This is a genomic window from Variovorax flavidus (genome assembly GCF_030317145.1).
Lineage (GTDB): Bacteria > Pseudomonadota > Gammaproteobacteria > Burkholderiales > Burkholderiaceae_C > Variovorax > Variovorax flavidus.
In genome coordinates this window covers 2,052,692-2,079,330 of the sequence record NZ_JASZYE010000001.1, presented here as the reverse complement: position 1 = coordinate 2,079,330, position 26,639 = coordinate 2,052,692, and the positions used below count along the sequence as shown (strand labels likewise).

Below are 26,639 nucleotides of genomic sequence, written 5' to 3'. Positions count from 1 at the left end.
GGACCGCCGCGTCGTCGCGGCTCAGTCGAAGTTCAGCAGCACCTTCATCGCCTGCGACCGGTCCGCCGCCAGCGCGAATGCGCGCGCCGAATCACGATACGACAGCGTCGCCGAGATCAGCGGCTTGACGTCCACCAGCCCCTTGTTGAGCAGCTCGACCGCGACGGCGAATTCCTCGTGGAAGCGGAAGGCGCCGCGCAGGTCGAATTCCTTGGCGACGATGGTGTTGATCGGCAACTGGATCTCGCCGCCAGCCAGGCCCAGCTGCACGATCACGCCGCGCGGGCGCAGCGCCTCGAAGGCGCCGACCAGCGCGCGTGGGTTGCCGCTGGCCTCCAGCAGCACGTCGAAGCTGCCCTTGTCGACGGCGAAGCGCTTGAGACCATCGGGCTCCTCGGCCACGTTGACCACCTCGTCGGCGCCGACCTTGAGCGCCTTTTCCAGCGTGAGCGCGCCCACGTCGGTCGCGACGATGTGCGCGGCGCCGGCCCGGCGCGCCGCAATGATCGCCAGCGCACCGATCGGCCCGCAACCGGTCACCAGCACCCGCTGGCCCAGCAGCGGGCCCGCGCGCCGCACCGCGTGCAGCGCCACCGACAGCGGCTCGGCCATCGAGCCCTCGCCGTCGCTGACCGAATCCGCGAGCTTGTGCGCCTGGTGCGTCTCGACCACGATCTGCTGGCGGAAGGCACCCTGCACGTGCGGGTTGCGCATCGCGCTACCGTAGTAGCGCATGTCCAGGCAGTGGTTCTGCAGCCCCTGCTGGCAGAAGCGGCACAGCCCGCAGGGCCGGCTCGGGCTGATCGCGATGCGCTCGCCGGGCTGGAAGCCGGTGACGGCGGAGCCCACCGCCTCGATCATCCCGGCCACCTCGTGGCCCAGCACCATCGGCTGCTGGATGCGCACGGTGCCGAAGCCCCCGTGCTGGTAGTAGTGCAGGTCGGAGCCGCAGATGCCGCCGCAGCGCACGCGCACCTGCAGCTGGTCGGCGCCGAGCTCGGCGGTTTCGATCTCTTCGACGCGCAGGTCGCCGGGTGCGTGAATGACGAGTGCTTCCATGGTCTTTCTCAGAGAGTGGCGGTCACGCCGCCGTCCACGTAGAGGATGTGGCCGTTCACGAAGTTGGAGGCATCGCTCGAAAGAAACACCGCCGCGCCCACCAGGTCTTCGACATCGCCCCAGCGCCGCGAGGGCGTGCGGCCGACCAGCCATTTCGTGAAGTCCTCGTTGTTGACCAGCGCCTCGGTCAGCTCGGTCTTGAAGTAGCCGGGCCCGAGGCCGTTGACCTGGATGCCGTGCTGGCCCCAGTCGATGGCCATGCCCTTGGTCAGCATCTTCACCGCACCCTTGCTGGCGGTGTAGGGCGCGATGCCGGGTCGGCCGAGCTCGCTCTGCACCGAGCAGATGTTGACGATCTTGCCGCGCCCGCGCGGGATCATGCGCTGCGCCACCGCCTTGCCGACGAGGAACACGCTGTCGACGTTGGTCTTCATCAGTTCGTGCCAGTTCGCTTCCTCGAACTGGTCGAGCGGCCCGCGGCGCTGCATGCCGGCGTTGTTGACCAGGATGTCGATCGCGCCGATGTCGGCCTCGATGCGCGCGATGGCGGCGTTCACCGCATCGCCCGAGGTCACGTCGAAGGCGGCGGCGAAGACCGTGGCGCCCTCGTCGCGCAACTGCGTCGCGGCCTGCTCCAGCTTGGCGGCATTGCGCGCGTTGAGGATCACGCGGGCGCCGGCGCCGGCCAGCCCGCGCGCCAGCGCGAAGCCGATGCCCGCACTGGAGCCGGTGATGAGCGCGGTGCGCCCGGTGAGGTCAAAGTTCTTGAGGACGGATTGCAACAGGATCTCCAGCAGTGAAACAGGTTCAGGAAGAACGCCCGGCCGCCCATCGGGCCACGCCGTCGAGGATCTCGGTCAGCACCTCGTCATCATCGCGCCCCGAGCGCTTGAGGACGTGGAAGGAATGGTCCGCATGGTCGATCACCATCAGCGTGGCGCGCGAGCCGAGCTTCGCGACGACCGGGCGAAGGTGGTCGAGGTCCGCCAGCTTGTCCTGCGTGCCCTGGACGAAGAGCATCGGGATCTGCACCTTCGACAGATGCTCGGCGCGAGAGGTCGCGGGCACGCCGGCAGGATGCAGGGGGAAGCCCAGGAACACCAGGCCTTCGACGCGAGGCAGCGGCTCGATCGCCTGCGCCTGCGAGGTCATGCGGGCGCCGAAGGACTTGCCGCCCGCCAGCAGGGGCAGCGGCCCGAACACCTGCGCCGCGTACGCCACCGCCGCACGAACCGTGGCGTGCGCCGTGGGCGGCAGGTCCGGACGCTTCTTGCCGAGTTCCATGTAGGGGAACTGATAGCGCAGGGTGGCGATGTGGCGTTCGGCCAGGCCGTCCGCAACCGCGGTCATGAACGAATGGTCCATGCCGGCGCCCGCCCCGTGGGCGAAGACGTAGCAGGCACTGGGCGCGGGCGGCGCCTGCACGATCCCCGAGACGGCCAGGTCGTCGTTGATGCGTATCGAGACTTTCTGCATGTCGGTCCAGTGTCGTGCGGATGGGTCAGTTGAGGCGGGCTTCCTTGAGGCGCTGCAGTTCCGCTTGTTCCTCGGCGAGTTTGCTCTTTCGCCGCGCGATCTTTTCGGCGCTGCCATTGCGTTCGGCTTCCTTCAGCTCGCGTTCTCTCGCGGCAACCTTCTTCTCCTGTTGCGCGATGCGGCGCTGATGCTCCGCCTGCAGCTTCTCGTCGCTGCAGTTGCGGTCGACCTCCTTCAGCGCGCGCTCCAGACCACGAACGCGCTGTTTCTGCCCCTTGGCCTTGGCTTCGTCGATGTCCCGGCTGATGGCCTCGTGCTTGGCGCGGCAGGTTCCGCCGGGTGCGGCCTGCGCAGCGGCCCCGAAGGACGATGTGGCGAGCGCTGCTGCCAGGAGGTAAGTCGAAATATTCATGAGTGCTCCGTGTTCAAGGTGCCGAGCCTCCATCATCAATAATGGAAGGCTCTGTAACATGGAGTTTCAAACGTGACTTTGAGAATCTCTTTCACCGGCGCCGCCATCGCGGCCGCGGTGACCGTCCTGCTCGCCGGCTGTGCCGCCCAGCGTGCCCCTTCCGAGTCCGCCGCGCCCGCTGCGCCCGCGCCCGCTCCGGCTGCCCCCGCGGCGAACGACGCCGCCCGCAAGATCCCGGCGGGTATGACGTACGGGGAAATCACCCAGACGCTGAGCGAAGGCACCGCCAAGGCCAGGAAGGCGCTGGTCGGGAAGACCGTCGCGTTGAACCTGTCGAAGTCCTCGACGAAGGGTCTTCCTGCAGGGCTGTACGAAGTCCAGGCCGATGACGACACCTATTTCCGCTGCAAGACCTCCGCCGCCGGATTCAAGGGCGGCGAGGTCACGGCCAAGGTCAGCAACTACACGTTCACGCAGAAGACCAACCGGTCCGTCGTCGAACTCGACCGCTGCGCCGTGGCGGTGGCCGAAGCGAGCGCTCCCGTGGTCGCCGCAGCGCCTGCACCTGCCGCGGCGCCCGCACCGGCAGCGGCCCCGGCGCCTGCACCCGCAACGGCCAAGGGCGGTGCCAAGCCCGGCATGGACAGCCAGGGCAACGTGATCGACTCCACCAAGGTGGAATCCGGCAGCGGACGCACCGTCAAGGGCATGAACGACTACGAAGGCGAGATCACCGGGAATCCGGCCAAGAACTCGAAGTTCACGCAACTGCAGATCGGCATGTCCTGGAAGCAGGTCGTGGATCTCGCGGGCGAGCCGACCGACAGCGGTGCATACATGACGGGCAAGGCCTGGATCCCGTTCTATTTCGGCGGCGATCGCCATCGCCTCGAAATGACCTACAAGGGCCAGGGCCGCCTGATCTTCGCGGGCGGCAGCCTCGGCAACGTGTCCGGCGGCAACCTGATCTGGATCATCCACAACCCGAACGAAACCGGCTACCGCTGACCCGGGCGCGCTAGCATCCTTGTCCTGCTGGCCGTCCGGCCTGCTTTTCAGCACAAGGATGCGTGATGCGCTCACTCGATCTTCCTGGCGGGTCGTCCATCCCTTCGCTGGGCCTCGGCACCTGGCACATGGGTGAAGCCGCCGGGCACCGCAAGGCCGAAGTGGCCGCGGTGCGCGCCGCCATCGACATGGGCTACCGCCTCATCGACACCGCCGAGATGTACGGCGAGGGCGGCGCCGAGGAAGTCGTCGGCCAGGCCGTGGCCGATGCACTTCGTGCCGGCGACGTCCGGCGCGAAGACCTCTTCATCGTCAGCAAGGTCTACCCGCACAACGCCAGCCGCAAGGGAACACCCGCCGCCTGCGAACGAAGCCTCGCGCGCCTCGGCCTCGACCACATCGATCTCTATCTCCTGCACTGGCGCGGAGAGCACCCGTTGACCGAGACATGCGACGCCCTGCGCGCGCTCGTGGCAAAGCGTCGCATCGGCCACTGGGGCGTCAGCAACTTCGACACCGACGACATGGAAGAACTCGCAAGCGTTACCGGCGACGTCGCGGGCTGCGCGGCAAACCAGGTCTACTTCTCCGTCGGCGAACGCGGCCCCGAGTTCAGCCTGTTGCCCTGGCTCCGCGAAAGCGGAATGCCCCTGATGGCCTACAGCCCCATAGATCAGGGCTCACTCGCCACGGACGCCGGCCTCTTGAAAATCGCGCAGCGCCTCGGCGTCACGGCCGCGCAGGTCGCACTTGCATGGGTGCTGTCACGACCGGGCGTCGTCGCCATACCAAAGGCAGTGCGCGAAGCCCACCTCCGCGAAAACCTCGCAGCCGCCCACCTGGAACTCAGCGCCGCCGACCTGGCAGAAATCGACCGCCTCCATCCCCCGCCCCGCCGCAAGACCCCCCTGGCAATGATCTAACCCAAAGGCCGGCGAAGCCCAGCCTGTTCGTGAAACACCGCGGAACCGGCTCCGCCGGGCCGCCGGTGTTGCCCCCGGTAGGGGGTAGGCGAAGCGACACGAAGTGCGCGAAGCCTGGGGGCGAGCCCTCAATGCGCTTCGGCCTGCTTGGCCGCCGCGATGATCGCCGTCTCGTCGTGCTTCGCACCGTTGAGGAACAGGTTGAGCAGCACCGCGCAGATCGACGCCAGCAGGATGCCCGACTCCACCAGCGAGTGGATCGCATGCGGCATCCACTGCTTGAAGTTCGGGGCGATCAACGGAATCATGCCGATGCCGATCGACACCGCGACGATCATCGCGTTGTGGCGGTTGCCCTTGAAGTCCACGCCGGAGAGGATCCGGATGCCCGTGGCCGCCACCATGCCGAACATCACCAGGCCCGCGCCGCCCAGCACCACCGTGGGCAGCGATTCGACCAGCGCCGCCATCTTCGGCAGCAGGCCGAGCACGATCAGGATCACGCCGCCGGCGACGCAGACGAAGCGGCTCTTGATGCCCGTCACCGCCACCAGCCCCACGTTCTGCGAGAAGCTCGTGTACGGGAAGGTGTTGAACACACCGCCGATCAGTGTGCCCAGGCCATCGGTGCGCAAGCCGCGGGCGAGATCCTGCTGCGTGATCTTGCGGTCGGTCATTTCGCCCAGGGCGAGGAACATGCCCGTCGACTCGATCATCACCACGATCATGATCAGCGACATCGTGAGGATCAGGATCGGGTCGAACTGCGGCATGCCGAAGTGGAAGGGCAGCACCACGTCGAACCACGCCGCGTTGCCGACCTTCTCGAAGGTCATGAAGCCGAACAGCGTCGCGACGACCGCGCCGATCACGATGCCCAGCAGCACCGAGATGTTGGCGATGAAGCCCTTGGCGTATTTCACGATCATCAGGATCGACACCAGCACCAGCGCAGCGATGCCGAGGCCGCCCAGGTCCGCATACTTGGGGTTGGGCACCGAGGGCACGATCGAGAGGCCCTTGGGCAGCGGCGGCACCGAGGAGCCCGGCGAGGTCGCGTCGGCCAGCCACTTCGCGTAGACCGGATCGACCAGCGCAGGTGCGGTCGGGCCGACCGGGTTGCCGAAGATCCAGTTGATGCCCACGCGCATCAGGCTGATGCCGATCACCGCGATGATCGTGCCGGTGACCACGGGCGGGAAGAAGCGCAGCATGCGCGACACCATCGGGGCAATCAATATCGAGATGATGCCGGCGCCGATGATCGCGCCGAACAGCAGTTGCGCACCGGCCTGGCCCGGGTTGGCATTGGCGATGGCGACCATCGGCGCGACGGAGGCGAAGGTCACGCCCATCATCACCGGCAGCTTGATGCCGAACCATTGCGTGACGCCGAGTGCCTGGATCAGGGTGGCAACGCCGCAGCAGAACAGGTCGGCAGAGATCAGCAGCGCGACCTCCTGCGGACTGAGCTTGAGCGCGCGGCCGACGATCAGCGGAACCGCGACTGCACCGGCGTACATCACCAGCACGTGTTGCAGGCCGAGAGCCGTGAGCTTGCCTGCGGGCAGGCGCTGGTCGACCGGGTGGATGGAAGGCGAGGCAGCCGTCATTGCGTGATCTCCTGGGGCGGCGTGAACGAAAGAGATGATGAAGGCGATGGCGCGTCGCGACAACCGTCCACCGTTCTGTACGCCAAACTGTATACACATCAAGCCCCGCGCTGTATAGCGGAAAACCCGAGGCGCACGCCCAATGAAAAAAGCCCCCGAAGGGGCTTTTCGTGGTGTGCCTGGAGGCCGGATCAGGCGGCGTGCGTGGACTTGGCGCTCTTCTTGTGAGCCACGTGCACCTTGCCCGACTTGTGGGCGACCTTGTGCGAGGTGGTCTTGTGGGCCTTGCTGTGCTTGGCGGCGGGCTTGGCTGCCTTGGCCTTGGACTTGGTCACGACAGGCGCGGGGCTCACGGGATCGGCGGGTGCCTGGGCAAAGGACGAACCGGCTGCGAATGCAAAGGTGGCTGCGACAAGAGCGAGAAGAGTGCGTTTCATGAAGTGGTCGAAGAGAAGGTTGGAGAAGGCTCGAAGAAGTGGCCAGCCCGAACTGGAATCGGGTCTGGTCATGCTGTGCAACGCGGCACGTCGCGGGCGGATGACAGGGTTTCGAGCGCACCCGCGATGGGCGGAAATTTTTCATGGACTGGCTGACTGCCAGCAGACCCGCGCTGTCGCACCCGGGACGACAATGGCCCGATGAAGGCACGCGCAGGCCCATCCGGTGAAGTCGCCACCCCCGTGAGCAGCGTGTGGCGCCGCGGGTGGCGCATCGCAGGCATCGTGCTGGCGGTCGTCGTGCTGCTGGTTGCGGGCGCCTTGGTCGCCTTGCGGCGGGCCTACCCGCCGGAGCGGCTGGCAGTCTTGCTCTCGGAACAGGTGACGGCCTCCACGGGTCGCGCCTTCCGGATCGACGGCGACCTGTCCATCCATCTGCTCCCGACCATCGCCGTGAAGGCCAACGACATCGTGCTCGGCAATGTGGAGTGGGGTTCGCAACCGGACATGATCCGGCTCAGGCAGGCAGCCTTCGAGGTGTCGCTGCGAGAGTTGCTCGATGGAAGGGTTCGCATCCTGAGCGTCGACATGGACGATGCGGATGTGCTGCTCGAATCGGACGGCGCCGGCCAGTTCAACTGGCATCTGGCCCCGCGCCAGCGGACCGGCGGCACGCGCGCAGAGGGGATAGCCGTGGGGCGGATCTCCGTGTCCAACGCACGCATCACCTATCGTGATGGCAAGAAAGGTGTGCTCGACACGGTCACCGTCGACACACTCGACATCCGGCCCCAGGGCGAGCGCGAGAGTTTGAGCGCGACCTTCACGCTCGGGTCCCGGCAATGGAAGTCCGAAGGGGAGATCGGCCATGTCGGCGAACTGCAAGCGGGCAAGGGGGAATGGCCGTTCGACCTCCGATTCACCACGGATGGCGCCAGCGTCTCGGCGGCAGGCAACATGGGAACCGGGCCGCGCGCGGGACGCCTGGAGGCCAGCCTCTCGGCTCGCCTCGACACGGCGGCCGCGCTATCGGAGTTCTCCGCCGCGGCTGCGAACCTGCCGATGCCCGTCGAGGCCAGCGCGACCCTTCTGCGTTCGGGGGACGAATGGCGCGCCGAGTCGATGCGACTGTCGCTGGGCGGACAAACCCTGACCGGGCAAGTCAGTTTCCATGCCGGACCGTCTTCGCGTCTGGATGCCGATCTGTCGGCCGCTGCCTTCGATCTCGCCAGGTGGCACACCGGCAAGGGCACGACCCGGCCGCCGGCCGCAGCATCGGCGCATCGGGCGCAATTTTTCGGCGACACGCCATTGCCGTTCGATGCGCTGCCGCAATTCCCGATGCAGATCGCACTGAAGGTGGAGCGCTTCAACATGCCGGGCACGCCAACGCTGTCGGCGCTCAACCTGCATTGGGTGTCGGAGGCCGAACGGTTGACGATCGAGCCGCTCTCCTTCGCCGCCGCGGGGGGCGAGGTGCGCGGCCGGTTGAGCGTCGCGCTGCCAAGGAACGCGCCGCCTCGGACCGATGTGCTGATGAATGCCCGGTCGCTCTCCGTCGAAACGCTCGACGCGCAATGGGGCGGCGGCAGCCACTTCAAGGGCGGCCGCGCGAATCTCGACCTCAAGCTGGCCATGACCGGGCGCACGCCGCGTAGCCTCGCCGCGTCATCGACCGGCGACGTGCAGCTGACGATGCGCGACGTCTCGTTGACGGGCAAGGCGGCCGCGCTCGATCGCGACATCGTGGCCCGCCTGCTCGAAATGCTGGTGCCGAAGCAGGGGGGCCGGCCGGATCTGGTCGTGCAGTGCGCCGTTGCGCGCCTGCCCTTGCGCAACGGCGTGGCCGTGATCGACCGGTCGATCGCCATGGAGACCTCGCAGCTTGCCGTCACGGCCAGCGGTGAACTGAATCTGGCAAAGCAGACGATCGAGCTGGCGTTCCGGCCGAGGGTCAAGAAGGGACTGGACCTCAACCCGGGCAGCCTGGTCCAGCTCATGCTGGTGAAGGGGCCGCTGGAGAAGCCCGAGCTGAGCATCGACCCGAAGGGCACCGTGCGCCAGGCCGCGAACTACGGCGTGGCCGCGGCGACGGGCGGGCTGTCGCTGCTGGCGCCCGCCTTGCTGGGAGGCGAGGGCGAGTCCAGAGGCTGCGATTCGGCAGCCAAGGCGCCCGGCGCGGGCGCGAAGCCGCAGACCTCGGCTGCGAGCCGCAGTCCGAAGCTGCCGCGGCCTTTCTCGGGCCTCCGGCAAGCCTTGCCCTGACGAAAAGTAAAGTAAGAAGAAAGTGAATGAAATATCTTGTTACTTTGAAATCAGATAGGCACAATGTATTACATGGAATCTCAGAACTTTTCCAAGCCGCACTGGTCGCCGGCTGGCCTGCTGGGCCTCCTGCGATCCACGCTGCAGTCCGTTGAGGAAGCGCCGGCATCGCGGGAGACCAGTGCCCCTCCCGCCCGGCTGAGCAGCGCCCAACTGGCGGAAGTGGCAAACGAGTGGCGGCACCGCACTTCGGACGGCGACGAGGGCGCCGAATCCGTGGCGCAGGCTCTGGAACTCGTCGCCAACCATCGTTCGCAAGACAAGCAGAAGCGGATCCAGGCGATGGGCAAGCGACTGTCCGAACTGATGGGCTTGAATTGAGCTGCCCGCTTACCCACCGCGTGCGGCAGCGGCTGGGTAGAGTGCCGCGAACACGATTCCCTGGAAACTCTTCGACGCATATGAAGACTCAACTCGAAGCGATCAATGAAGGCTACGACGTCGACCTGTCGGGCCCCGGCCGGCCCATGGGCGCTCGCGGCAAGTATCCGGAATTCGAAGTGATTCCGCTGCTCACGGACATGGAGGCGGAGTTGCTCAACACGCTGAGCCTCATCCGCAAGCTGCTCACCGAGGGCACGCCGACCAGGGACGCGCAAGAGGGCGTGGTGCTCGCGATCGACGGGCTGCTCTCCGTCGCCCGTTCCTGAAGCACGACATTTCTTTCCAGGGGACAACCATGAACACCTACCAAACGGCCAGCCAAGCGACCGGTGTCGCCCGCACCCTCAGCAAGAGCGCAGCCTGCACGATCGTCGTGTACCAGGCGGCAGCCGGCAAGTATGTGACCGCGCGGCCCACGGATGCGGTCCGCGGGCTCGTCATCGGCATCTATCGCAACGGCTACCTGATGCCGAGCGGCCAGCGCGCGGCCTGAGCCGCCGCGATCATTTCAGGGCGAGTGCCGCTCGGGTCGGCCTCCCCTTGAGCCGACGAAACGCCCCCTTGGCATCGCCCATCTCGGCCTCCATCCGCTGGATCGCGGCCACCCGCGTCGAAGCCTGGGCATCGTGAGGCACGATCAGCACATCGCTCGTCGCCCAGTACAGGACCCGCTGCGAGACGCTGCCCAGAAAGAACGTCATGAACGGCAGGCGCCGCCGCTTGCCCACCACCAGCAGGTCGGCACCCACGTACTCCTGCTGAATCGCGGCCTGCCGGGCGGGATCGCCGTGGCTCACCTTGGACATCACGCGGTTGCGTCGCGAATCGAACGAATCGGTCAATGCCAGGATGCGGTGGCGCGCGTAGCGCAGACATTCCTGCCGGTAGGCCTTGACGGCTTGTGCAGAGGCCTCCGCGCAGCGCAACCTGGCTTCGTTCAGCGTGCTGATGGCATGGAAGAGCTCGACTTCGGCATCCGCGTCCAGGACGCACGCGAGCTTGACCATGTTCCTCGACTCCGGAGTGAAGTCCACGGCCACCAGGATGCGGCCGTATCGCCCTTTTGGCGCGAGCTTGGTCACCAGAACCGGGCAGCGACACAGGCGTGCCAGCCGCTCCGCCGTCTGGCCCCGCAGGAACGTCGCGAGTGCGGATTCGCGCTGGTAGCCGAGCACGAGAAGGTCCGCGCAGGCCGCCTCTTCGGCGACGTGATGCAGGGTGTTGGCCGTCTGGTTCGCCGTCCGGACGGTGATCGCCAGGCGAGTGCTCAGCGCTCTGGCGGTGTGGGCGAGCCGGCTCGCGCCATCCGCGGGTGGCGCGTTCCCATTCGCGGGCGCGAACATGAGCTTCAGCGTGGCTCGGTGCTCGACGGCAAGTTGCGCCGCGCGTTCCAGCGCCCAGTCGGCCTGCTTTGAAAAGTCGGTGACAGCCAGGATGGATCGGATGTTCATCGCTCGACACCCCGTCGATCGATCAGCCTGTCGGGCCGGGCGTAGTCAAGTTCGGTGAGCGCAAGCTCGCCGAGGATCGTTGCATGCATTGAACGCACTCCAGTCGAATGCAGCCTGCCCGTACGCGTGGGCAACGGCTGCTACTGCGCGAGGCGGATGCCCGGCGGTCGAATGGTTTGCGCTGATGAAGGAGAAAGGGAGCGGACCGCCGGGCTTAGGAATGTGCTGGCGTCGGCTGGAGGCCTGCCATCACCACTGAAAACTGCGTGCGCGCGCCGTCTGCCACCAGGGGCAGGACTGCTTGTGCAGCGAGTGGAGGGAGGATGGACAGGTTGAACACCGGCGGGAGTGTACTGACGCAAGGCGGTGCCTTCAAGCAATGGCCTCAGGCATCTTGCCGATATGCAGAATGCTGCGCACGCCCGGGGTGCGAAGCCTTGTCCCGGGCGGCGAAACCTCAGGTGATCAGGTCGCTGAGGGTCCGGGCGATGACCTTGGTCGCGCGCCGCAGATCTTCCAGTACCACGCGCTCGTCATTGCGCTTGGCGTGCGATTCCAGCACCGTGCGCGGCCCTGCGCCGTAGATCACGCCAGGAATGCCGGCCTCGCCATAGAGGCGCACGTCGGTGTAGAGCGGCGTTCCCATGGCCTTGATCGGTTCGCCGAAGATCGCCTCTCCGTGCTTCTGGATCGCATCGACCAGTGGCTTGTTGCCGGGCAGCGGCTTCATCGAGTTGGCCAGCAGCATGCGCCTGATCTCGACCGTGATGCCTGGCATCTGCGCCGCGGCATCCGCGATGACCTGGCGGATGTTGGCCTCGACCTCGACCGGGTTCTCCTCCGGGATCATGCGGCGGTCGAGCTTGAAGACGACCTTGCCCGGGACCACGTTGGTGTTGGTGCCCCCTTCGATGCGCCCGACGTTGAGGTAGGGGTGCGTGATGCCCTCCACCTTGGACGTGACCTGCTGGTACAGCACGTTCTGCGCATAGAGCGCATTGAGGATATGCACCGCGCCTTGCAGCGCATCGATGCCGGTGGTCGGTATGGCGGCGTGCGCCATCTTCCCGTTCACGGTGACTTCCATCTGCAGGCAGCCGTTGTGCGCCGTGACCACTTCGTAGCTGAACCCCGCGGCGATCATCAGGTCGGGCCTGGTCAAACCCTGCTTGAGCAGCCAGCCCGGACCGAGGATGCCGCCGAATTCCTCGTCATAGGTGAAATGCAGCTCGACGCTGCCCTGGGTAGGCTTGGCAACTGCTTCGAGCGCGCGCAGCGCAAAGGTGAAGCTGGCGAAGTCGCTCTTGCTCACTGCGGCAGCGCGGCCGTAGAGGCTGCCGTTGTCGATCTCGCCACCGTACGGGTCGTGCGCCCAGCCGTCGCCGGGCGGCACCACATCGCCGTGCGCGTTGAGCGCCACGGTGCGGCCGCCGCTGCCGTACTTGCGGCGCACGATCAGGTTGGTGATGGATTCGAGGCCGTAGTCCTTGACCTCCTGCGCGGGCACGGGGTGCTTCTCGGCTTCGAAGCCGAAAGCCTGGAGCAGTTCGGCCGTGCGCTCGGCGTGCGGCGCGTTGTTGCCGGGCGGCGTGTCGGTGGGCACGCGCACCATTTCCTGCAGGAAGCGCACTTCCTCGTCGAAGTGGGCGTCGATCCAGGCGTCGAGTTGGTTGTAGTCGGTCATGGTGGTCAGTGCTCGATGGCGAGGTTGTCGAGAAGCAGTTGGAAGGCTTGCACCGCCAGTTGCATGTCGTCGTTGGTGCTCGATTCGAGCGGGTTGTGGCTGATGCCCGAATTGATGCCGCGCACGAAGAGCATCGCCTGCGGCATGACCTCGTGCAGCTTCATCGCGTCGTGGCCGGCGCCGCTGGGCATGCGGAAGAGCGGCACGCCGAGCGTGTCGACGGCCTTCTCCCAGCGCTTCTGCCAGTCGGGCGCGCTGGGCGCGGCTGCGGCGCGCATGGTTTCCTCCAGCGTGTAGCGGACACCGCGGCGTTCGCAGATTTCCTTGAGCGCGTCGACCACGTCGGTTGCGAGCGCATCGCGCTGCGCGTTGTTCGGCGCGCGCAGGTCCAGGCTGAACTTGCAGCGGCCCGGTACGACGTTGATGGAGCCGTTCGGCACTTCGAGCATGCCGACGGTGGCGACCGAATCGCCATCCTTCGCGGCGCGCTGCTCGGCGAACAGGATCAGCTCGGCGATGGCTGCGGCGGCGTCGCGGCGGCGGTTCATCGGCGTGGTGCCGGCGTGGCTCGCCATGCCGATCACTTCGCCCACGTAGCGCACGCTGCCGTTGATGGACGTGACGATGCCGAGCGGAAGGTCCAGCTCGGTCAGCACCGGGCCCTGCTCGATGTGCACTTCGACGAAGCCCAGATATTTCGACGGATCGCGCTGCACCTTCGGAATGTCTTCGTCCTTGAGGCCCGCGTGCAGCCGCGCTTCGCGCATGGTGATGCCGTCGGCGTCCTTCTGGTCGAGCCAGGTCGGGTCGAAGTGGCCGATCAGTGCGCCCGATCCGAGGAAGGTGGCTTTGTAGCGCTGGCCTTCCTCCTCGGCGAAGCCCACGACTTCGAAGGCAAAGGGCAGGCGGCGGTCCTGGCGCTTGAGCTCGCGCACGCAGGCCATCGGCACGAAGATGCCGAGGCGTCCGTCGTACTTGCCCCCGTTGCGCACGGTGTCGTAGTGCGAGCCGGTCAGCAGGGTCCTGGCGGTGGGCGTGGCGCCTTCATAGCGGCCGACCACGTTGCCGACTGCGTCGATGTGCACGGTGTCGAACCCGGCCTCCCGCATGTCCTGCGCGATCTGCTGCGCGCAGGCGCGGTGGGCGTCGGTGAGGTAGGTAACGGTGAGCTGGCCCTTCTCGGCATAGCCCGGGTCGGTGTGCACGGACAGCTTCTCCTGCCAGTCCCAGACATGGTTGCCGAGCGTCGGCTCGGCGCCGAACTTGTCGTCCAGGCGGATCTCCGCGATGCGATGGATGTTGCGCAGCGCCTCGCCGAGTTCGAAGTCCGGGTGATGGTGCAGCCGGCGCTCGAAGGTGTCGATGATCTCGCGCTTGGCCAGCCCAGTGCCGCGCGGACCGCGCACCGCGAGGATGAACGGAAAGCCGAACTTGGCGTTGTAGTCGGCGTTGAGCTGCTGGATCTTCGCGAACTCTTCGGGCGTGCAGTCGGTGAGCCCCGCCTTGCTCTGCTCGTTGGTCGATTCGGCCGTGAGGTTCTTGCTCACCATCGCCTTGCCTGCCAGCTCCGGGTGGGCGCGGATCAGGCCGAGTTGCTCGTCGGTCGATGCTCCGGTCACCACCTGCACCAGCGCGTGCTTCAAATGCGGCAACGAGCGGAAGGGGCGTTGCGCGAGGGCGCGGCCCGCGATCCATGGCGAGTGTTCGTACACGCCGTCGAGCAGCGCGACGGCTTCGTCGGCCGACGCGGCATTGAGTTGGTCGATGGTGAGGGCCATGTCAGTCTCCATTCTTGGCAGCGTAGGGATGTGTCGCCTTCCAGTGCCGGGCAATGTCGAGCCGGCGGCAGACCCAGACGCGATCGTGTGCAGCGATGTGATCGAGGAAGCGCTGAAGCGCCGTGATGCGCCCCGGGCGTCCCAGCAGGCGGCAGTGCATGCCGATGCTCATCATCTTCGGCGCCTCGTCGCCTTCGGCGTAGAGCGCATCGAAGGTGTCCTTCATGTACTGGAAGAAGGGATCGGCGTGCGAATAGCCTTGCGGCAGCGCGAAGCGCATGTCGTTGCAGTCGAGCGTGTAGGGCACGATCAGTTGCGGCACGACCTCGCCGTCGGTCTTCTGCACCTTCATCCAGAAGGGGAGGTCGTCGCCGTAGTAGTCGCTGTCGTATTCGAAGCCGCCGTAGTCGGCCACCAGGCGGCGCGTGCGCGGGCTGTCGCGGCCGGTGTACCAGCCGAGGGCACGCTCGCCGGTCAGCTTCTCGATGGCTTCCATGCCCAGCCGCATGTGTTCGCGCTCGGTGGCTTCGTCGATGCCCTGGTAGTGAATCCAGCGCCAGCCGTGGCAGGCGATCTCATGACCCAACTCCTTGAATGCGACGGCCAGCTCTGGGTAACGCTCCAGCGCCATCCCGACACCGAACACCGTGAGCGGGAGGCTGCGCTTCTCGAACTCGCGCAGGATGCGCCACACACCCGCGCGGGAACCGTATTCGTAGATCCCCTCCATGCTGATGTGTCGGTCGGGGAAGCTCGCGGGGTTGAACATCTCGGAGAGGAACTGCTCCGAGCCTGGGTCGCCGTGCAGCACGCAGTTCTCTCCGCCTTCCTCGTAGTTCAGCACGAACTGCACCGCGATGCGTGCGCGGCCGGGCCATTGCGCATGCGGCGGATTGCGGCCGTAACCCACGAGATCGCGCGGATAGGGCAGGGTGGAGTCGTAGATGCTCATGGTTGCTCAGGCCAGTGCGAGGCTGATGTCATGGGTGGGAACCTTGCGGTCGAAGGTGAGGTTGGCCTCGACGTGCTCGAGGTGCTCGGTCATGAGGCGCACGGCACGCTCCTCGTCCTTGGCGGCCAGCGCCTTCACGATGTCGGCGTGCTCGTCGTTCGAATGCTCGGCGGCGCTGGCACTCTGGTACATCAGCGTGATGAGGGCGCAGCGCGAGATCAACTCGCCGAGGATCTGCGCCAGCACCGTGTTGCCCATCAGCTCGGCCATGCGCACGTGGAAGTCGCCAAGCAACTCGGTGCGGCCCGAGACGTCTTCGCCCGACACCGCGGCCTTTTCCAGCGCGACGTGTTCCTTCAGCGCCTTGATCTTGGCCGGCGTCACGCTGCGCACGAAGGCGCGCGTCATCTCGGCCTCCAGCATGCGGCGCACCGCGAATACCTGCTTCGCTTCGTCAACCGCGGGGGCCGCCACGAAGGCGCCGCGCGCGGGCTCCAGTCGGATGAGCTTGTTCTGCGAAAGCTGGAACAGGGCCTGCCGCACCAGGGTGCGCGACACGCCGAAGTGGTCCGCCAGCTTTTGCTCGGCCAGCTTGCTGCCGGGCTGAAGCCGGTGTTCCACAATGGCCTTGGTGAGTGCGTCGACGATCGCGCGGGTGGTGGTCGAGTCCATGCTTTTCATGATAGACCCAAAGCCCAGAACTGTATACACTTTTGTCGACCGGAATTTCCCGAATGCACTGAAGGAGCACATCCATGGGCCTGAGCACCCACGTACTGGACACCATGCACGGTACCCCCGCGGCCGGCATGGAGGTCGCACTGTTCACCACCGACGGCACGAACGAGGACGCGCGCGCCACGCTGGTGCGGCGCTTCACGCTGAACGCGGATGGCCGAAGCGACGGGCCGCTCTACGACAACAGCACGCTGAAGGCGGGCACCTATCGCCTGGTGTTCGATGTGGCGGGCTATTTCAAGGCGCGCGGCGTCACGCTGCCCGAGCCGAATTTCCTGAACCGCGTGGCGCTGGATTTCGGCGTGGCGCGCACCGATCAGCACTACCACGTGCCGCTCCTGGTCAGCCCGTGGAGCTATTCCACCTACCGCGGCTCCTGAACCTAGAGTTGCCCTTCGCTCAAGGTATCGAGCTGGAAATGACCGCCTTCGTCCCACAGCCAGGTGTCGGTCCACGTGACCTTGCCCAAGTGCGTGGCGACGGGGAAGGGCGCGGCGCTGAGCACCGTGCGTTCGATCTCGGCAATCACTTCGGGCGCGTGCGTCGGGGCGCGCATCCAATGCATCGAGAGCACCTTGCCGTTGGTGTCCAGGTTGACCTGCAACGTGCCGACGGCATAGAGCAACGGCGGCAGCTTGCCGCTGTAGACGCGTTGCTTGTTGATGTCGTAGACGTGGCGCGCGGCGTCGCGTCGATAGTCGCGCGGGGTTGCTGCGCCGGACGCGCGGGGCTTGGGCCGGCTGCCGTCGCTTGGATCGGGGGCTGCGTTGCTGAGTTGGCCGGGGACGGTTCCTGTGACCGAGCGAGGGCTGGTGCCGCAACCGGCGAGCCACAGGCTCGAGAGAAGGGCGGCCGCCAGTGCGAGGCGGCGCGACGTGGGCTGAAAATTCATCGGCGCGGTTATACCGTGCCGGCGATTCGCTCGCGCAACCGGAGGTTTCGGACATGACCGGCGTCGTCGACGAACTGCTCTCGCGTCTTCGGGACGAGGACGGCGTGCTCGTGCGCGTCGAATCGACACAGGGCTCCGCACCGCGCGAGGCCGGCACCTGGATGGCGGTGTGGGCCGATGGCCTCACGGCCACGATCGGCGGCGGCCAGCTCGAATTCCAGGCGACCGATGAAGCGCGCGCCTGGCTCACGGGCGGCCCGGCCATCGACGGCGTTCGGCGCTATCCGCTGGGCCCCAGCCTCGGACAGTGTTGCGGCGGCGTCGTGTTCCTGTCGTATCGCCGGATCTCCGCATCGGACGCCCGGGTGCTGCAGACCGAACTTCTCGCGCACCTGGAGCCGGTCGCGCTGTTCGGCGGGGGGCATGTCGGCGCGGCGCTGGCGCGGCTGCTGTCGACGCTGCCCTTCACCGTGCGCTGGATCGACAGCCGCGACGGCGTGTTTCCCGATGCGCTGCCCGCGCAGATCGAAACCGAGTATTCCGAGCCCGTGCAGCAGGCGGTCGCGCAACTCGCGCCCGGCTCGCGCGTGCTGATCATGAGCTTCAGCCACGCGGAGGATCTCGACATCGTGATCGCTTGCCTCAGGCGGCTGCGCGAGCGCGACGATCTTCCCTACATCGGCCTGATCGGCAGCAAGACCAAGTGGGCGACCTTTCGTCATCGCCTGGAGGCGCGCGGCTTCACCGCCGCCGAGATGGACCGCGTGACCTGTCCGATCGGCGTGCCCGGCATCGGCGGCAAGGAGCCGGAGGTGATCGCGGTGGCCGTGGCGGCACAGTTGTTGCAATCGCTTCCATCCGCGTGAAGGCGATCAGGGTTTTCCAGCACGCCGAGTGATGCAAAACCCGAGAAAGACCCTTCAAAAGTGTATACACTTCAGTCCACAAGCCGCAGCGGAGCGAGGCCCATTCCAAAGCCTGCGTTCGCGGCACTATCTCTGCTTACAGCGCCCGCAGTGGTGAGCAGGCCGGAACTCCGCGGCGTCCCCACGCGCCGACAAGGTTGAGAGTCAATGGAAAGCTACTACCTCGACTGGGCCAATCTGCTGCTGCGCTGGGTCCACGTCATCACCGCCATCGCCTGGATCGGCGCCTCCTTCTACTTCGTGATGCTGGACAACAGCCTCGAGAAGCCGCAGGACCAGGAGTCCCTGGACAAAGGCGTCGGCGGCGAGCAGTGGGCGGTGCACGGCGGCGGTTTCTACAACATGCAGAAGTACGCGCTGGCGCCCAAGAAGCTGCCGGACCACCTGCACTGGTCGTACTGGGAGAGCTATTCCACCTGGCTCACGGGTTTCGCGCTCTTCACGATGTCGTACCTGTGGAACGCCAGCACCTACCTGATCGACAAGTCGAAGATGGACTGGCAGCCCGGCGCCGCGATCGGCGTGGCGCTGGCCTTCTTCGTCGTGTTCTGGATGGTCTACGACGGCATCTGCCAGGTCTTCGGCCAGCGCAAGAACGGCGACACCATCGTGGGGGTGCTGGTCGCGCTCTTCATCGCCTTCGCGGCATGGCTCGCGTGCCACTGGTTCGCCGGCCGCGCGGCCTTCCTGCTGGTGGGCGCGATGATGGCGACGACCATGAGCGGCAACGTCTTCTTCTGGATCATTCCAGGCCAGCGCAAGAACGTGGCGGCACTGCGCGAGGGGCGGCCGGTCGACCCGATCCACGGACAGCGCGGCAAGCAGCGCAGCGTGCACAACACCTACTTCACGCTGCCGGTGCTGTTCGCGATGCTGAGCAACCACTACAGCTTCACCTACACGCACAAGTACAACTGGATCGTGCTGCTGCTCATCATGCTCGGCGGCGCGGGGATCCGGCAGTTCTTCGTGGTGCGCCATCGCTTCAAGCTGGGCAATGCGGGCAACCCCGCCCCGTACGCGCTTTTCGGCATTGCGGTGCTGGGGCTGTCCATCATCTGGATGAAGCCCGAGCCGGTCGAGGCGTCCGCCGCCGGTGCGGTGCCGCAGAAGGTGTCGTTCGGCGAGGTGCAGAAGGTCCTGGAACAGCGCTGCTATATGTGCCACGGCGCACAGGTGCAGATGAAGAATGTGCGGCTCGACACGCCCGAGCAGGTCGCGGCGCACGCGCAGGCGGTGTATCAGCAGGCGGTGGTCACAAAGATCATGCCGATGAACAACTCGACCGGCATCACGGACGCCGAGCGTGCATTGCTCGGCAAGTGGTTCGAAGGCGGCGCTGCGACAAAGTAGCGCGACGGGACGGGCTGTGCGCTTTCGATACGGAGACAATCGTCGGAGACAGGCAGAACCATGACCTCATCGAACCCGCAGCCAACTCCGGACCCGCGCACCGCGCCGCGCGAGTTCCTCGAACACATCTACCGCGTCGCCGTCGAGCGCGCGCTGCCCTTGGCAAGCATGGGGCCGTGCCTTCCCAAGCCGCCGAAGGGGCGCACGCTGGTCCTCGGCGCCGGCAAGGCCGGCGGGTCGATGGCGCAGGCGCTGGAGGCTCTGTGGCCCGCAGATGCCCAACTCTCGGGGCTCGTGGTTACACGCTATGGGCACATTCCGCCCCGGCCCGAAGGTCTCGCGCAGCGCATCGAAATCGTCGAGGCCGCGCATCCCGTGCCTGACGAAGCAGGCATGAAGGCTGCCGAACGAATCCTCGCGCTCACGCAGGGACTCACGGCCGATGACCTCGTGCTGTGCCTGATCTCCGGTGGCGGCTCGGCCCTGCTGACCCTGCCGGCGGAGGGCCTGACGCTGGCCGACAAGCAGCGCATCAACAAGCAACTGCTCGAATCGGGTGCCCACATCGGCGAGATGAACTGCGTGCGCAAGCATCTTTCGCGCATCAAGGGCGGGCGGTTGGCGGCTGCGTGTGCGCCGGCCCAGGTCGTCACGCTGACCATCAGCGACGTGCCTGGCGACGATCCGGCCGTGATCGCGAGCGGTCCCACGGTGCCCGACGCGACCACCTGCGCGGACGCGCTTGCCATCCTCGATCGCTATCGCATCGAGGTGCCGCCGCCCGTGCGCGCGCAACTCGAAAGCGGTGCGCTCGAAACGCCGAAGCCTTCCGACCCGGTGTTCAAGGAACATGCCACGCACCTGATCGCCACACCCCAGCAGTCGCTCGAGGCTGCCGCCGAGGCGGCGCGCGCGGCCGGCATCGAGGCCCATATCCTCAGCGATGAAATGGAAGGCGAATCGCGGGAGGTCGGCAAGGTCCACGGTGCGCTGGCGCGCGCGGTGTCCTTGCGCGACGCGCCGTTCGCGAGGCCTTGCGTGATCTTGTCGGGCGGCGAGACGACCGTCACCATCCGGCCGCGTCAGCCCGGCCAGGCCAAGGGCCGGGGCGGTCGGGCAGGCGAGTTCTGCCTCGGGCTGGCCGGTGCGCTGGCTTCGCGAGAGCGCGTCTGGGCCCTCGCCGCCGACACCGACGGCATCGACGGTGTGGAGGACAACGCCGGCGCCTTCGTCACGCCGGACACCCTGCGCCGCGCCGAGACCGCCGGCCGCAAACTGGCCGATCACCTCGATCGCAACGATGCCTACGGTTACTTCGATGCCATCGGCGATCTGCTGGTCACCGGGCCGACGCACACCAATGTCAATGACTTCCGCGCGTTGTTGATTCTGTAGTCCGGGTTTGCGGTTCGCGCGGGCAGCAGGCATGCTCGGTGCCTGAAAAGACCGAAAATACCGAATTCATGAATCAACCGCTCGAACTGCACCTCGGCCTGTTCCCGTCGCAGAGTTGGACCGCCGAGATCGGTCTGCGGATTCGCCGACACCTGTTGCTGAAGGTGATTGGCACCACGGCTTTCACGTGGATCTTCTTCATCGGCTATTTCCATCTGCTGCGCGAGCCGGTTCATCCGGTGACGGTGATGCCGCTGACCGCGCTCGACCGGCTGGTCCCGTTCCAGCCGCAGGCGCTGATCGCGTACTTCTCCCTCTGGGTGTACGTCGGGGTCGCGCCGGGGCTGCAGCTGACTTTCAAGGAACTGGTTGTCTATGGCTTGTGGGTGGGCGCGCTGTGCCTGACCGGGCTGGGCTTCTTCTACTTGTGGCCGACCCAGATTCCGCCCATGCCGACGGAGGCAACCGACTTTCCGGGCTTCGCGATCCTGCAGGGCGTGGATGCGGCCGGCAATGCGTGTCCGTCGATGCACGTGGCCGTCGCGATCTTCACGGCGATCTGGGTGGAGCACATCCTGCGCGGCGCCCGCGCACCGATGCTGCTTCGCCTGCTCAATGGCCTGTGGTTCGCCGCCATCGTCTACTCGACCCTTGCGGTCAAGCAGCACGTGATGCTGGATGCGCTGGCCGGCGCTGTACTCGGCATCGCCTTTGCCATCCCGTCCCTTCGCTGGCGGCCGGGAAGAGCGTCGCGTTCGCAGAAGCGGAGCGGATATCATGGAATGTCACTGCCCGCGGGCCGATTCGACGGCCGACCCAGGAGGGGTTGAGCTGCTGGCAGGCCAAAACCAACATCGCCATCGACGGGGATCGGTCGATGGCCAGAATGACACCGGATATCCGCACCATGAGTTCGCTGAAGGAATTGCAGGACCTGATCCACGAGAAGTACGGCATCGAAGCATCGGCGCTCGACCCCCAGGCCTCCATGCGCGAAAAGGGATTCGACTCGCTGGCACTGGTCGAATTCGTGTTCGCGATCGAGGACCGCTTCGCCATCACGATGCCTGACGACGATCCGGACATCGACACACTCGCCCAGTTGGCGGCCGTGGTCGACAAGGTCAGGGCGGCGCAGACAACGTGAGCCGGATTGCCGTCACCGGACTGGGTGTGATGGCGCCTCACGGCGACGAGCCCGGTTCGCTGTTCGAGGCCCTCCTGCGCGGCGAATCGGCGCTCAAGCCGGTCTTTTCGGAGTTGCCCAAGCCGGCCGCCGCAGCGACGGTGGCCTTCGACGAATCACGCTGGTTCACCAAGCTGCAGCTTGCGGGCGTCGACCGCGTCAGCCAGCTCGCGGTGGCCGCCGCCGACCTCGCGATGCGCGACGCCGGCATCCGCGGCGATGTCGACCCGGAGCGCATCGGCGTCTACGCCGGTTGCGGCATGGGCGGCGCCGCGGCGCTCGATGCCGCCTACCGCGGCGGTGGACGCGTCCCGCCGCTGACCATTCCTGCCTTCATGCCCAACGCGCCGGCCTCGCACGTGGCGATGCGCCAGGGAGCGCAGGGACCCGTGCTCACCTACTCGGTAGCCTGCGCCTCGTCGGCCGTCGCGATCGCCGAAGCCGCGAAGGCGGTGCAGCGCGGCGAAGTCGACGTCGCCATCGCAGGCGGCAGCGAGGCGCTCATCGTGCCGGGCGTGCTGCTTGCATGGCAGGCCATGCAGACGCTCGCCACCTTCGCGCCTGGCGAAGAGGCGACCGCGATCCGTCCCTTTGCGACCGATCGCAAAGGTTTCGCACTCGGCGAGGGCGCTGCCTTTCTCATCCTCGAATCGGCCGACCGCGCCCGCCGGCGTGGTGCGCGGATCTACGCCACGCTCGATGGCTGGGGCCAGAGCTGCGACGCCACGCACCTGACCAAGCCAGATGCGCGGGGCCAGGCACGCGCCATGCGCCAGGCCTTGCGCCAGGCCGGCCTTCAGCCTCGGGACGTGGGCTACTGCAACGCTCACGGCACCGCCACGCGCATCGGCGACGTGGTCGAGCGCGATGCGCTGGCGGAAGTCTGGGGCGATGCGCTCGATCGTCTGAGCGTCAGTTCCACCAAGGCGCTGCACGGCCATCTGCTCGGCGCTGCCGGTGCGCTCGAAGCCGTGGTGACGGTGCTGTCGCTGCATCGACGCCGGTTGCCTCCCAACGGCCATCGCGGCGAAGTCGACCCGGCCTGCAGCCTGAACCTCGTGCCCCAGGCTGGCGCCGACGCACCGCAGCTCGAAGCCGCGATCAGCAATTCATTCGCCTTCGGCGGCTCGAACGCGGTGCTGCTCTTCGGGCGCGCCTGATCACGGCACGCGAAACGCTCCAGGGCGGCTAAACTGGCCCGACCCGCAAGCACAGGAGTCAACATGATGGGACGGTTCGCTGCATTGGGATTTGCCGTACTCCTGTCGGCCTGCGCAAGTACGCCGACCGTCAACATCGACTTCGACCCCGCCGCCAACTTCTCCCGCTTCCGCACCTACAGCTGGATGGCAAGGCCCGATGGCGCAGGGTCGCCGCTCATGCAGCAGCGCATCGTCGATGGAATCGATTCGCGCCTGCAAGCCAAGGGATGGAAGCTCGTGCCCAACGGTGACGTGCACGTGGCCGCCCATGTGAGCACCTCCGAGCGGCAGAGTTTCAACACCACCTACACCAGCGTCGGCTACCTGGGCTGGGGCGGCTTCGGCCCGCCCGCGCCGAACTCGTCGAGAACGACGGTCGACACGTTTGAAGTGGGCACGCTGGTGGTCGACATGTTCGACGGGTCACGCAAGCAGGCGATCTGGCGCGGCACCGCGAGCGGAACGCTGGACAGCGACCCCGCGAGGATGACGGCATTGCTGCAAGCCGCGCTCGACAAGATGTTCGCCGGCTTCCCGCCGGGCAGCACCCCGGCCAAATGAGCTGACCCACGGGCCGGCGGCGCCGGCCCTGGCGCTAGTGGTTGTCCCGCGGAATCCCGAAGGTCGCGTGGATCTTCTGGTACTTCACCGCAGGCTTCAGCACCATCCCTCCGGACAACTCGTCGACGATGCCGCGCTGGATCTCCTGCCATGGCGTCTGGCTCGCCGGGTACGGATAGCCGCCCGACGCCTCCAGCTTGGCGCGGCGCTTCGCCAGTTCCTCGTCGGACACCAGCATGTTCGCCGTGCGCTTCTTCAGGTCGATGCGCACGCGGTCGCCCGTCTGCACCAACGCCAGTCCGCCGCCGGTCGCCGCTTCGGGCGAGGCATTGAGGATCGACGGCGAACCCGAGGTGCCCGACTGCCGGCCATCGCCGATGCAGGGCAGGGCGGTGATGCCCTTCTTGATCAGATACGACGGCGCACGCATGTTGACCACCTCGGCTGCGCCCGGATAGCCGACCGGCCCGACGCCGCGCATGAAGAGCACGCTCTTCGGGTCGATCTTCATCTTCGGGTCGTCGATGCGGCGGTGGTAGTCCTCGGGCCCGTCGAACACGATGGCCGTGCCTTCGAAGGCCATCGGGTCCTTCGGGTCCTCGAGGTAGCGCGCATGGAATTCCGGCGTGATGACGCTGGTCTTCATGATCGCGGAGTCGAACAGGTTGCCCTTCAGGTTGAGGAAGCCGGCGTTCTTCTTCATCGGCTTGGCATACGGAAAGATTACCTTGCGGTCGCTGGTGAACTGGCCTTCGCAGTTCTCGATGAGCGTCTTGCCGTTGGCGGTGAGGGCCGGCTTGATCTTGCCCTGCGCGATCAGCTCGGCGACCACTGCGGGCACGCCGCCCGCACGGTAGTAGTCTTCGCCGAGGTACTCGCCCGCGGGCTGAAGATTGACGATCAGCGGAATCTTGTAGCCGTGCTTTTCCCAGGCGTCCGTCGTCAACTCGACGCCGATGTGGCGCGCGATGGCGTTCAGGTGCACCGGCGCGTTGGTCGAGCCGCCGAGCGCGGAGTTCACGACGATCGCGTTCTCGAAGGCGGCACGGGTGAGGATGTCCGAAGGCTTCAGGTTCTCGCGCACCATCTCGACGATCCGCTTGCCGGTGAGGTAGGCCATCTCCTGCCGGTCGCGATAGGGTGCCGGAATGGCAGCGCTGCCCGGTAGCGTCATGCCCAATGCCTCGGCCAGCGAGTTCATCGTCGATGCGGTGCCCATCGTGTTGCAGTGCCCCGTGGACGGTGCGGAGGAGGCGACGAGCTTCAGGAATTCCTGGTAGCCGATCTTGCCCGCCGCCATCAACTCGCGCGCGCGCCAGACGATGGTGCCCGAGCCTGTGCGCTCGCCCTCGTACCAGCCGTTGAGCATCGGCCCCGAGTTGAGCGCAATCGCTGGAATGTCCACCGTCGCCGCCGCCATGAGCTGGGCGGGCGTGGTCTTGTCGCAGCCGGTCGTCAGGACCACGCCGTCGATCGGATAGCCGTACAGCACCTCGACCAGCGACAGGTATTGCAGGTTGCGGTCAAGTGCCGCGGTGGGGCGCTTGCAGGTCTCCTGGATGGGATGGATCGGAAACTCGAAGGCGATGCCGCCCGCATCGCGAATGCCCTCGCGCGTGCGCTCGGCCAGCACCAGGTGATGGCGGTTGCAGGGCGCGATGTCCGAGCCGGTCTGCGCGATGCCGATGATCGGCCGGCCCGATTGCAACTCGTCGAAGCCGAGGCCGAAGTTCATGGTGCGCTCCAGGTAGAGCGCCGTCATGTCGGCGTTGGCCGGATTGTCGAACCAGGCTTGCGAGCGCAATGTCAGCGCGCCCTTGGGTGCTTTTCCGGCCTTGGTCTTGGTCTTCTTGCTCGTGGGTTTCATCAGGACATTCCCTTCAGGGTCTCGCTGGCGTTGGGCAAAGCCGCACAGTCGTCGATGTATTGCTGGACGATGTCGGCGAAGTTCTCATGGGGGTGCAGACCGAGCCGAGCGGCTCGAGCGGCGGATGCGCCGCTCGGCCAGTTGGCCACGATGCCTGCAATGCGCTCGTCGCGCTCGAAGCGTACGCGGGCGCGAACGGCCGGGCCCGCCACCTTTTCGAGCGCATCGAGCATGTCGCTCACCCGCACGTTGAGGGCCGGGAGATTGAGCGCGGTGCGACCGCAGAAGGCGTCGCGGCTGGCTTCGTAGACGGCGATCAATCCATCGACCGTGCGCGACGGCGACGACACCGGATGCGACACGTCGGGTGATACGGGGCAGATCGATTCCACCCCTGCCAGCGGCTCGCGGATGATGCCGCTGAAGAAGGACGACGCGGCGCCGTTCGGTCTGCCGGGGCGCACGGTCACGGTCATGAGGCGCGCTGCGCGGCCATCGACATAGCCCTTGCGCGTGTAGTCGGCTATGAGGTGTTCGCAGATCAGCTTCTGCGTCCCGTAGGACGTCTGCGGCGCGGGCAGCGTGTCGTCGGCCACGATCTTCGGCAGCGGCACGGCGGGGTCGGGCCCGAACACCGCCACCGAGCTGGAGAACACCACGCGCGGCACCTTGCCGCCTGCGTTGACGTGCGCCCGGATGGCATCGAGCAACGCACGCGTGCTGTCGAGATTCGAACGCAGGCCCAGGTCGAAGTCGAGCTCGCATTCACCGGAGACGGCGGACGCGAGGTGGAACACGCCATCGAAGGGCTCTTCGCGCAGCGCCTCGGTCTGCGCCAGCAGCGGCCCGGTGCGCGCCTCGACCCGGGCGTCGGCGAGCAAGTCTGCCGGCGGCGGCGCGATGTCGGTCAGGACGAGGCGATCGATGCGCTCGCCGGCCAGCGTGCCGCGCTTCAGCAGCGCGCGCGCGAGGCGTGCGCCGACGAAGCCGCCGCCCCCGGTGATCATGAGTTTCATG

At 66.8% G+C, this 26,639-nt stretch carries 28 protein-coding genes; 14 read left to right on the top strand and 14 right to left on the bottom strand.

Annotated features, from left to right (window positions below; genetic code table 11):
- Positions 1–21 precede the first annotated feature (21 nt).
- The 4 genes from QTH90_RS10055 to QTH90_RS10040 are packed head-to-tail and all read right to left on the bottom strand — an operon-like array spanning position 22 to position 2,947.
- Complete coding sequence (locus QTH90_RS10055) at positions 22–1,059, bottom strand: L-idonate 5-dehydrogenase (protein WP_286664311.1); 1,038 nt, start codon at positions 1,057–1,059, stop codon at positions 22–24.
- 8 nt (positions 1,060–1,067) lie between these two features.
- A complete protein-coding gene (locus QTH90_RS10050; RefSeq protein WP_286664310.1) occupies positions 1,068–1,841 on the bottom strand; it encodes a glucose 1-dehydrogenase in 774 nt (257 codons plus the stop codon).
- 25 nt (positions 1,842–1,866) lie between these two features.
- Complete coding sequence (locus tag QTH90_RS10045) at positions 1,867–2,535, bottom strand: alpha/beta hydrolase family protein (RefSeq protein WP_286664309.1); 669 nt, start codon at positions 2,533–2,535, stop codon at positions 1,867–1,869.
- 25 nt (positions 2,536–2,560) lie between these two features.
- Positions 2,561–2,947, bottom strand: coding sequence for a DUF1090 domain-containing protein (locus QTH90_RS10040; RefSeq protein WP_286664308.1), 387 nt, complete (start codon positions 2,945–2,947; stop codon positions 2,561–2,563).
- Positions 2,948–3,019: 72 nt separating this feature from the next.
- Here QTH90_RS10040 and QTH90_RS10035 point away from each other — a divergent pair, with 72 nt between their 5' ends.
- Together QTH90_RS10035 and QTH90_RS10030 are read left to right on the top strand one after the other, a co-directional pair.
- Positions 3,020–3,955 (top strand): hypothetical protein, encoded by a 936-nt coding sequence (locus QTH90_RS10035; protein ID WP_286664307.1) that lies wholly within the window; start codon positions 3,020–3,022, stop codon positions 3,953–3,955.
- Positions 3,956–4,020: 65 nt separating this feature from the next.
- Positions 4,021–4,878 (top strand): aldo/keto reductase, encoded by an 858-nt coding sequence (locus QTH90_RS10030; RefSeq protein WP_286664306.1) that lies wholly within the window; start codon positions 4,021–4,023, stop codon positions 4,876–4,878.
- Between the two features lie 128 nt (positions 4,879–5,006).
- Here QTH90_RS10030 and QTH90_RS10025 read toward each other — a convergent pair whose 3' ends face one another.
- Both QTH90_RS10025 and QTH90_RS10020 read right to left on the bottom strand, forming a co-directional pair.
- Positions 5,007–6,491: a nucleobase:cation symporter-2 family protein gene (locus QTH90_RS10025; protein WP_286664305.1), complete on the bottom strand. Its 1,485-nt coding sequence runs from the start codon at positions 6,489–6,491 to the stop codon at positions 5,007–5,009.
- A gap of 191 nt (positions 6,492–6,682) precedes the next feature.
- Positions 6,683–6,928, bottom strand: coding sequence for an invasion associated locus B family protein (locus QTH90_RS10020; protein ID WP_286664304.1), 246 nt, complete (start codon positions 6,926–6,928; stop codon positions 6,683–6,685).
- 201 nt (positions 6,929–7,129) lie between these two features.
- Here QTH90_RS10020 and QTH90_RS10015 point away from each other — a divergent pair, with 201 nt between their 5' ends.
- The 4 genes from QTH90_RS10015 to QTH90_RS10000 all read left to right on the top strand — a co-directional run bounded on the left by QTH90_RS10015 (position 7,130) and on the right by QTH90_RS10000 (position 10,130).
- Positions 7,130–9,193, top strand: a complete 2,064-nt coding sequence (locus QTH90_RS10015; protein ID WP_286664303.1) for an AsmA family protein — start codon at positions 7,130–7,132, stop codon at positions 9,191–9,193.
- Between the two features lie 72 nt (positions 9,194–9,265).
- Positions 9,266–9,574 (top strand): hypothetical protein, encoded by a 309-nt coding sequence (locus QTH90_RS10010; protein ID WP_286664302.1) that lies wholly within the window; start codon positions 9,266–9,268, stop codon positions 9,572–9,574.
- Between the two features lie 80 nt (positions 9,575–9,654).
- Positions 9,655–9,903, top strand: a complete 249-nt coding sequence (locus QTH90_RS10005; RefSeq protein WP_286664301.1) for a hypothetical protein — start codon at positions 9,655–9,657, stop codon at positions 9,901–9,903.
- Positions 9,904–9,932: 29 nt separating this feature from the next.
- Positions 9,933–10,130 carry a hypothetical protein gene (locus QTH90_RS10000; RefSeq protein WP_286664300.1) on the top strand — a complete coding sequence of 66 codons (198 nt, stop codon included), beginning with the start codon at positions 9,933–9,935 and terminating at the stop codon, positions 10,128–10,130.
- A gap of 10 nt (positions 10,131–10,140) precedes the next feature.
- On the opposite strand, the gene QTH90_RS09995 is transcribed toward QTH90_RS10000, so the two are convergent.
- The 5 genes from QTH90_RS09995 to QTH90_RS09975 all read right to left on the bottom strand — a co-directional run bounded on the left by QTH90_RS09995 (position 10,141) and on the right by QTH90_RS09975 (position 16,183).
- Positions 10,141–11,088, bottom strand: coding sequence for a universal stress protein (locus tag QTH90_RS09995; protein WP_286664299.1), 948 nt, complete (start codon positions 11,086–11,088; stop codon positions 10,141–10,143).
- A 457-nt stretch (positions 11,089–11,545) separates the two neighbouring features.
- Entirely contained in the window at positions 11,546–12,772 is a 1,227-nt protein-coding gene (locus tag QTH90_RS09990; RefSeq protein ID WP_286664298.1) for a M20 family metallopeptidase, read from the bottom strand.
- A 5-nt stretch (positions 12,773–12,777) separates the two neighbouring features.
- On the bottom strand, positions 12,778–14,550 hold the full coding sequence (gene uraD, locus QTH90_RS09985) for a 2-oxo-4-hydroxy-4-carboxy-5-ureidoimidazoline decarboxylase (RefSeq protein WP_286664297.1): 1,773 nt from the start codon (positions 14,548–14,550) through the stop codon (positions 12,778–12,780).
- Position 14,551: 1 nt separating this feature from the next.
- Positions 14,552–15,502 carry an allantoinase PuuE gene (puuE, locus tag QTH90_RS09980; protein WP_286664296.1) on the bottom strand — a complete coding sequence of 317 codons (951 nt, stop codon included), beginning with the start codon at positions 15,500–15,502 and terminating at the stop codon, positions 14,552–14,554.
- A gap of 6 nt (positions 15,503–15,508) precedes the next feature.
- Entirely contained in the window at positions 15,509–16,183 is a 675-nt protein-coding gene (locus QTH90_RS09975; protein ID WP_286603767.1) for a GntR family transcriptional regulator, read from the bottom strand.
- A gap of 74 nt (positions 16,184–16,257) precedes the next feature.
- Between QTH90_RS09975 and uraH the strand changes: the two genes are divergently transcribed.
- Complete coding sequence (gene uraH / locus QTH90_RS09970) at positions 16,258–16,620, top strand: hydroxyisourate hydrolase (protein WP_286664295.1); 363 nt, start codon at positions 16,258–16,260, stop codon at positions 16,618–16,620.
- A 2-nt stretch (positions 16,621–16,622) separates the two neighbouring features.
- Here uraH and QTH90_RS09965 read toward each other — a convergent pair whose 3' ends face one another.
- Complete coding sequence (locus QTH90_RS09965) at positions 16,623–17,132, bottom strand: hypothetical protein (protein WP_286664294.1); 510 nt, start codon at positions 17,130–17,132, stop codon at positions 16,623–16,625.
- Positions 17,133–17,185: 53 nt separating this feature from the next.
- Here QTH90_RS09965 and xdhC point away from each other — a divergent pair, with 53 nt between their 5' ends.
- The 7 genes from xdhC to QTH90_RS09930 all read left to right on the top strand — a co-directional run bounded on the left by xdhC (position 17,186) and on the right by QTH90_RS09930 (position 23,755).
- Complete coding sequence (xdhC, locus tag QTH90_RS09960) at positions 17,186–17,998, top strand: xanthine dehydrogenase accessory protein XdhC (RefSeq protein ID WP_286664293.1); 813 nt, start codon at positions 17,186–17,188, stop codon at positions 17,996–17,998.
- Positions 17,999–18,205: 207 nt separating this feature from the next.
- Positions 18,206–19,411, top strand: coding sequence for a urate hydroxylase PuuD (locus QTH90_RS09955; protein WP_286664292.1), 1,206 nt, complete (start codon positions 18,206–18,208; stop codon positions 19,409–19,411).
- Between the two features lie 60 nt (positions 19,412–19,471).
- Positions 19,472–20,806: a glycerate kinase type-2 family protein gene (locus QTH90_RS09950; protein WP_286664291.1), complete on the top strand. Its 1,335-nt coding sequence runs from the start codon at positions 19,472–19,474 to the stop codon at positions 20,804–20,806.
- A gap of 68 nt (positions 20,807–20,874) precedes the next feature.
- Positions 20,875–21,636: a phosphatase PAP2 family protein gene (locus QTH90_RS09945; protein WP_286664290.1), complete on the top strand. Its 762-nt coding sequence runs from the start codon at positions 20,875–20,877 to the stop codon at positions 21,634–21,636.
- Between the two features lie 77 nt (positions 21,637–21,713).
- A complete protein-coding gene (locus QTH90_RS09940; protein WP_286664289.1) occupies positions 21,714–21,953 on the top strand; it encodes an acyl carrier protein in 240 nt (79 codons plus the stop codon).
- A complete protein-coding gene (locus QTH90_RS09935; RefSeq protein WP_286664288.1) occupies positions 21,950–23,152 on the top strand; it encodes a beta-ketoacyl-[acyl-carrier-protein] synthase family protein in 1,203 nt (400 codons plus the stop codon). Before QTH90_RS09940 ends, QTH90_RS09935 begins: the two co-directional genes overlap by 4 nt.
- Before the next feature lie 63 nt (positions 23,153–23,215).
- Positions 23,216–23,755: a DUF4136 domain-containing protein gene (locus QTH90_RS09930; RefSeq protein ID WP_286664287.1), complete on the top strand. Its 540-nt coding sequence runs from the start codon at positions 23,216–23,218 to the stop codon at positions 23,753–23,755.
- Positions 23,756–23,789: 34 nt separating this feature from the next.
- Here QTH90_RS09930 and QTH90_RS09925 read toward each other — a convergent pair whose 3' ends face one another.
- The gene (locus QTH90_RS09925) at positions 23,790–25,622 is read right to left on the bottom strand and encodes an IlvD/Edd family dehydratase (protein WP_286664286.1); all 1,833 of its coding nucleotides are present in this window, start codon (positions 25,620–25,622) and stop codon (positions 23,790–23,792) included.
- A complete protein-coding gene (denD, locus tag QTH90_RS09920) occupies positions 25,622–26,638 on the bottom strand; it encodes a D-erythronate dehydrogenase (protein ID WP_286664285.1) in 1,017 nt (338 codons plus the stop codon). The genes QTH90_RS09925 and denD overlap by 1 nt, the downstream gene beginning before the upstream one ends.
- Between the last annotated feature and the right edge of the window lies 1 nt (position 26,639).